The organism is Desulfomarina sp. (genome assembly GCF_054039375.1).
Genome location: NZ_JBPLBA010000238.1, coordinates 1 through 5,711, shown reverse-complemented (window position 1 = coordinate 5,711; position 5,711 = coordinate 1). Strand labels below are relative to the sequence as shown.

Annotated in this window: 4 protein-coding genes; 3 read left to right on the top strand and 1 reads right to left on the bottom strand. The window is 47.6% G+C overall.

What is annotated here, in order from left to right; translation table 11 throughout:
• Nucleotides 1-37: 37 nt before the first annotated feature.
• From ACXLDX_RS13330 to amrS, 3 genes are read left to right on the top strand one after another with little or no spacing between them, the layout of a single operon-like run.
• On the top strand, nt 38-3,115 hold the full coding sequence (locus ACXLDX_RS13330; RefSeq protein WP_457577681.1) for a PEP/pyruvate-binding domain-containing protein: 3,078 nt from the start codon (nt 38-40) through the stop codon (nt 3,113-3,115).
• Nucleotides 3,115-3,867: an arginyltransferase gene (locus tag ACXLDX_RS13325; RefSeq protein WP_457577680.1), complete on the top strand. Its 753-nt coding sequence runs from the start codon at nt 3,115-3,117 to the stop codon at nt 3,865-3,867. The genes ACXLDX_RS13330 and ACXLDX_RS13325 overlap by 1 nt, the downstream gene beginning before the upstream one ends.
• Nucleotides 3,864-4,883: an AmmeMemoRadiSam system radical SAM enzyme gene (gene amrS / locus ACXLDX_RS13320; protein WP_457577679.1), complete on the top strand. Its 1,020-nt coding sequence runs from the start codon at nt 3,864-3,866 to the stop codon at nt 4,881-4,883. Before ACXLDX_RS13325 ends, amrS begins: the two co-directional genes overlap by 4 nt.
• 39 nt (nt 4,884-4,922) lie before the next feature.
• Here the strand turns inward: amrS and ACXLDX_RS13315 are convergent.
• Nucleotides 4,923-5,711, bottom strand: a 789-nt coding sequence (locus tag ACXLDX_RS13315; protein ID WP_457577678.1) for a hypothetical protein, incomplete at its 5' end; no start/stop codon positions are given.

The window sequence follows — 5,711 nt, the reverse complement described above, 5'->3', positions numbered from 1 at the left end:
AGTTAAAAAATACTCATCAATTCAGGGAGAATGCTTAGTGCTTAATTTTGGAAACGAGATTACCGATTTTGATCCGCATTTTAAAATTTTCCATGATCTCATGCCATTCAAGGTTCAGGAGATTCTGCTGGTATCCAGTCTCTATGATGCTTTTATCATGGAAGAGGACGGCAGTCTGGCTATCAGGCTTATTCACGAATATCATGGTTTAAACCTGAGTAAGGCCCCCAGGATCACCCGGGTGTCCTCGGCCAGGGAGGCTCTTGAAAAGATTGAGAAGAAAAACTTTGACATGGTTATCACCATGCCCTACGCAGGTGGTATGAATGCCTTTGATCTCGGCGCTGCCATCAAGAAAATCAAGCCAGATCTGGCTGTCATCATGGTGGCCCATAATATCCGTTCCACCTTTCCCGATAAGGCTGGAAGTGATGGTGTGGACAAGATATTTCTCTGGTGCTGTGAGGCTGATCTTCTGCTGGCCATTATTAAAAATGTTGAGGATCATCTTAATGTTGATGCCGATACGGGGAGGGCCATGGTACGGGTGATTATATACGTTGAGGATTCCCCCCTTTACCGGTCTCTCTTCCTGCCCCTGATCTATAATGAAGTAGTGCGGCAGACCCAGTCGGTGCTCGATGAAAGCCTCAATGAACGCCATCGACTGCTGCGAATGCGGGCCAGACCACGTATTCTTATGGCCACCGATTATGAAGAGGCAATGGAGCTCTATAAAAAATACCAACCCTATGTCTTTGGTGTTATTTCCGATGCCCGTTATAAAAAGGATGGAGAGACGAACCCCGATGCCGGATTTGAGTTTCTGGAATATGTGCGTGGAGATATTCCGGATCTTCCCCTGCTGATGGTCTCAACAGAACAGAATAACAGGGAACGGGCAGAGGGGATTCCTGCGGTTTTCATTGATAAGAATTCTCCACTTATCCGTGATGAACTCCATGACTTTTTTCTGAAATACCTGGGATTCGGTGATTTCATTTTTCGTCTTCCGGATGAGACCCCCATCGGTCATGCGGCCAATCTCCGTGAGTTTGAGCAGCAGTTGCGGACGATTCCCGACGAGTCGCTGAGGTATCATACCCAGAGAAATCATTTCTCAAACTGGGTTATGGCCAGGGCCGAGGTTATTCTGGCCAGAAGGCTGCACAAGGACTATATCCTTGATATTGATGATCTTGACAGTATTAGAAATGATCTGGTCTATAAGGTTCATTCATTACGTAAATTACGGCAGCAGGGCGTGGTTGTGAAGTTTTCCGCTGATGATTATGATCCGGAAATAATGGATTTTGTCAAAATCGGAGATGGCTCCATGGGTGGAAAAGGAAGAGGACTGGCCTTCATGTGGGCCTGTCTGCAGGGGGCTTCCCGGGAGAATTCCGTGCTCAGCGAATATACCGTTACAATTCCGAAAACCTGTGTGATTACCGCCGACGGTTTTGATGCTTTTGTTGCTGAAAACAATCTGTCCTGCAATGAAGAGATGGCCGATGAGCAGATCGCCGACCTCTTTCTGGACGCATCTCTTCCCGCCTGGCTCCGTCAGGAGCTGAGAGCATTTCTGAAAAGCTGTGACGCGCCCCTGTCAGTCCGTTCGTCCAGCCTGTTGGAGGATGCACAGTTCAGACCCTATGCCGGGCTTTATTCCACCTATTTCCTGACGAATAATCATGTCGATTTTTCTGAGAGGCTGGCGCAGCTTGAAAGTGCGATTAAGCTGGTTTATGCATCCACATGGTTTGAGGGGCCGCGCTCTTTTTCACGGACCTCCAGCCAGAGTGTTGATGATTCCATGGCGATTATTATTCAGCAGCTGGCGGGAGAGCAGTACGGCAGTTTCTGGTATCCGGCAGTTTCCGGTGTGGCGCAGTCCCATAATTTTTATCCTGTCATGGATATGAAGGCTGATGAAGGGATTGCCCATATTGCCCTGGGAGTTGGCAAGACAGTTGTTGAAGGAGAAAAATCTCTATGGTTTTCACCGGCTCATCCAAAGAAACTGGTCCAGTTTTCTTCGGTTGAGAATATGCTGGAGTACAGCCAGAGACAGTTTTATGCCCTGGATATGAATGCAAGCGACTGTCTGCATCGGGAAAAATCCAATCTTGTCCTGCGCAGCGTGCAGAGTGCGGAAAAGGAACTGCCGGTTATAATGCTCTCCTCCACGTACATCGCCAATGAACATAGGGTGCGGGATGCGAATGTGCCCGGCCTGAAGATTATGACTTTCGCGCAGCTTCTCAAATATTCAAAATACCCATTGCCGGAAATTCTGGCTGAACTGCTGCGGATAGGCAGGGATGGTATGGGGTGTGATGTAGAAATTGAGTTTGCCGTCAACCTCCACAGGGAAATTGAAAAGTCGGTTTTTTATTTCCTGCAGATTCGCCCCATGGTGACTGGTGGCGAGATGGTTGATGTTCAGATATGTGACCATGAAATTGAAAATGCATTTGCCTATACCACCCAATCCCTTGGTCACGGCAGTTTTGAAGACATTGCGGATATTCTCTTTGTGGATCCCGAAGGCTTTGACGCGGCAAAAACAGGAGTGATGGCAACACAGATCGGTGAAATAAACAGAAATCTGCAGCGTGAAAAACGGCCATACCTGCTGATTGGGCCGGGGAGATGGGGGTCTTCTGATCCGTGGCTCGGCATCCCTGTACAGTGGAGTGATATTTCCGGGGTTGCAGCTATCATTGAAGTTCGGAATGGTACAATCAGGGCGGATCCATCACAGGGATCTCATTTTTTCCAGAATATCACGTCTCTGGGCATTCCCTACCTGACTTTGACTGAAGAGGAGGGGGCAGTGGTCGGTGAGAGAAGAGATTTTATAAACTGGAACTGGCTCAAAAAGCAGGCCGTCGTGCAAAAGACGACATATATCTGCCATATCCGGCTGGAAAAACCGTTTGTATTAAAATGTGACGGGGCCAGGTCTGAAAGTGTGCTGTACAGTAAAAAATGCGAATGCGAACAACGTTGTTCAGTCAACGGAAAAGAAGTATGGAATCAGGCTCTGCTCTTGCGTGAAGAATGTTTTGATGACTATGAAAACGGCAGGAATTCAGGCTTTGATGAATAATGAAAGGTTCGGAATTTACATATGATGAGGTCTGCAGGGCAGAATTCTGTCTTATGCAGTCAAGAATTGAACACCTCTTTATAGACATTGAAATTTCCTGCCCATATGGCTTGCCCTATGGCGCTGTTTTTCACCAGGCGACTTTTGCTCCCCTCAATGATCGTGCCATGGAGCTTTTTCTTGCGGCAGGGTATCGTCGGAATGGGAATTGCCTGTACAGCATGCGCTGCCGTGATTGTCAGGCCTGTATTCCCATCCGCCTGCACCCCCGGGAGTTTCAGCCAAACCGTAATCAGAGAAGAGCAAAGAAAAAAAACCAGGATATAGAAGGGGTCGTTTCAATTCTGAGCGGAGGGGTAGAGGATCTTGAGCTCTGTGAACTGTTTCTGCAAAAAAGGTATCCTGGAAGAACAAATAATGCGGGTGGATATTACCGTGATTTTTTTCTGAACAACATCGTGAATTCTGTTCAGATTCACTACAGGGTCAAGGGACGTCTGGTGGGAACTTCCATTCTTGATATCGGTGTGAACTGGGTCAATGCCGTCTATTTTTTCTTTGATCCGCAGGAGTCGTGGAGGAGTCTCGGGACGTACAATATCGTCCATCTGGTTGAACTCTGCCGAAAATGGGGTATCAGTTATCTCTACCTGGGCTACCTGATCAGGGAAGTGTCCGCCATGAACTACAAGCAAAGGTTTCTTCCTCACTATCTGCTGATTGATAAGAAATGGAGGAAAATTGAAAAATGAATAAATCCGCCGGACTCAGGCTTTTTCAATGCCATGATGATAATACCGTCTCCTGCCGGCTGTGCAGCCATTTCTGCAGGCTGCAGGAGGGGGAGAGGGGACGCTGCGGGGTACGCCGGAATGATGGTGGTCGTATTGTCAGCCTGGTGTATGGAAAACTTGTGGCTGAAAGCATCGATCCCATAGAAAAGAAGCCGCTGTTTCATCTGCTCCCCGGGAGCCTGTCCTACTCAATTGCAACCCGGGGGTGCAATTTTCATTGTGCTCACTGTCAGAACAGTCATATTTCTCAGGTTGAGAGGGGGGAGGATTTTCCTTTATATACTTTAAGGAAGCCAGAAGAAGTTGTTGCCGAGGCAGTGTCTTCGGGTTGTGCTTCCATCAGCTATACCTATGTGGAGCCAACTGTTTTTTTTGAATTCGCCTATGATTGTTCTGTCCTTGCTGTAGAAGAGGGAATGAAGAATATTTTTGTTTCAAATGGATTCATGAGTCCACAACTGCTTGAAGTTCTGGTTCCTGTTCTCAGTGGGGCCAATATTGATTTGAAATCCTTTTCCGACTCCTTTTATAGAAAGCAGTGCGGAGGGCGGCTTCAGCCGGTTCTGGAGACTATCCGTTTCCTGAAAGAAAAAGGTGTCTGGCTTGAGGTGACGACACTGGTGATTCCCGGCTATAATGATTCAGACAGGGAACTTAATGAAATTGCGGCTTTCATTGCTTCAGTCGATGTCGCTGTCCCGTGGCATGTGACCGGTTTTTACCCGGCATGGAAAATGAACAACGTGGCGCCGACACCAGTGAGTTCTCTTGTAAGAGCACGGGAAGCCGGATTGAGAAACGGTCTTCATTTTGTTTACACGGGGAATAGGCCGGGATCTGGTGAGGAAAGCAGTTTTTGTCCGGGTTGCGGCAAAGAAATTATCACACGTTACGGGTTCAGGGTAGAGAAAAATTTTCTTGCCGGGAGATGTTGCCCGGCATGTGGAAGAGAGGTCCCGGGAGTCTGGGAGTAGTTGGTTATCGGACAATCCATGGCTGGAGGTCATGCCGGTTTACCCGGAACCACTCCTGTGAACTTTCGCGAAGAGTTTCTGGCTGGTTATGGTTAGAAAAATTGCAAAGAGTGCAGCGGCAAGACCGAGAAGGACATTATAAAATGGCGGGGCAGCCAGAGCCAGACGGATGATCAGGGTTGAGAGGGCATAACCTGAATTCCTGAAAACCGCATAAAATGAGGGTTGGTAGCACTGTGAAAAAAGAACAACGAGAATGTCGGTTAAAATGAGAATGGTATAAAAACTGTGCAGGAAATCCGTGTGTTCAACTCCAGTTATGGCTGCCGTGGCGCTCTGAATTCCCATAAACGTGAAAGTGAGCAGTAGAAGGAGGGCAATACCTTTCTTGGCCGCGACAAAACTGTAGAGATCGACCGGTTTCATCTTGTCATCCTGGGTGTGGGTCTGGACCATGTAGTAGAATCCCAGGAGCACGAAAATCAGCAATGCTCCAAAGCCGTCCGAAAGTATATTAAGGATTGCCTGTGAATTGCCTTCAAAACTGACCGGTTCGGAAAAACCTGTCAGTTCTTTAAAAGCATTTCTCATGAGAATGAGGGATAAAATTTCAAACTGTTTACCTACTGACCTGCTGAAGGAACAGGGGATGGTGAAAATAAGGCTGATGACTTCCAGAACCAGTACCACGGTAAAGGCAGCCTGTACCGCATAGAAATGATTGCGGGGGACAAATGAACAGAGTTGTCCGGGGAGAAGATTTTGTCGATTGAGTTCAATGCTGACCAGACTGGCAAGAAAAAAGATAACCAGGGCGAAAGAGATCTT